This window comes from Streptomyces alkaliphilus, from assembly GCF_014141535.1.
Lineage (GTDB): Bacteria > Actinomycetota > Actinomycetes > Streptomycetales > Streptomycetaceae > Streptomyces > Streptomyces alkaliphilus.
The window spans coordinates 1-1410 of sequence record NZ_VKHT01001165.1 but is presented as its reverse complement, the minus strand read 5'-3'; the positions used below and the strand labels follow the sequence as shown (position 1 = coordinate 1410).

General features: G+C 71.4%; 1 protein-coding gene. It reads left to right on the top strand.

The genetic code is table 11. From position 1 onward, the window contains the following. Nucleotides 1–1175 (top strand): ABC transporter permease (locus tag FNQ90_RS23155; protein WP_228471537.1); only part of this gene is annotated, 1175 nt, incomplete at its 5' end. Nucleotides 1176–1410 lie beyond the last annotated feature (235 nt).

The following is a 1410-nucleotide window of genomic DNA, read 5'->3' as shown; positions in this document are numbered from 1 at the left end:
CCGGTACCCCCTCCACCGTCCCGGGCGCCCCGGCGGCCGGCCCTTTGGGGGGACCGATCGGTGATCCGGCAGCGGGCGACGCGGCCTCCGGCACCCCGCCGTCCGACCCCCCGCGCCGGGTGGGACGCCCCCGACCCGCGTGGCGCACCTTCCGTCGGCACAAGCCCGCCGTGGCCGGCGCGGTGATCACCCTCTTCCTGCTCCTCGTCGTGCTCTTCGCCGAGTTCCTGGCGCCCTTCGGTACCGGCCGGCTCAACGCCGACTACACCTACGCGCCCCCGCAGACCCTGCGGGTCAGCCTCTCCGAGGGCCTCTACGTCCACGGCTACTCCTTCGAGCAGGACGAGAACCTGCGGATCCACTACTCGATCGACGAGTCCGAACGGATTCCGGTCCGGCTCCTGGCCAAGGGCGAGCCCTACCGCCTGCTGGGCGTCATTCCGGCCGATCGTCACCTCATCGGACCGGTGAACCCCGACGATCCGATGTACCTGCTCGGCTCCGACCGCGTCGGCCGGGACCAACTCTCCCGCCTCATCCACGCCACCCGGATCTCACTCTCCGTCGGGCTGGTCGGCGTCGCCCTCGCCTTCGTCCTGGGAGTCGCGCTCGGCGGCATCTCCGGCTATCTCAGCGGCAGGGTGGACACCCTGATCCAACGGCTCATCGAGTTCGTGATGGCGGTCCCCACCCTCCCGCTGTGGCTGGGCATGACCGCGGCCATCCCCGTGGACATCGGACCCGTCCGTCGATATTTCCTGATCAGCGTCATCCTCTCGCTGCTCGCCTGGACCACCCTCGCCCGTGAGGTGCGCGGACGTTTCCTGATGCTGCGCCACGAGGACTTCGTCACCGCCGCCCGCCTCGACGGGGCCACCGGCAAACGCATCGTCTTCCGCCACATGCTCCCCTCCTTCACCAGCCATCTGATCGCCGCGCTCACGCTCTCCATCCCCGGCGTGATCCTCGCCGAGACGGCACTGAGCTGGCTCGGACTGGGGATGCGACCACCGGTCGTGAGCCTGGGCGTGCTGCTCAACGACGCCACCTCGGTACGGGTCATCGACCAGGCGCCCTGGCTGTTGCTGCCCGGCCTGTTGGTGGTGGTCATCGTGCTGGCCCTCAACTTCGTCGGTGACGGTCTGCGCGACGCCGCCGACCCCTACCGCCGCTGAGCCCCGCCGGCCCCCGGCGCGACCCGCCCGGGGCCGGCGGCACCAACCCGTCCCCCGGCGGGACCGGAACCGTCCGGGCGGGACCGGAACCGTCCGGACCCGCCGAGAACCACCGGAACCACCGGAACCACCGGAACCACCGGAACCACCGGAACCACCGGAACCACCGGAACCAACGATGGAGAACGCCATGCCGGCCCCCACCACCGGTGCCGCCCCCGGCGGCACGGTGCCC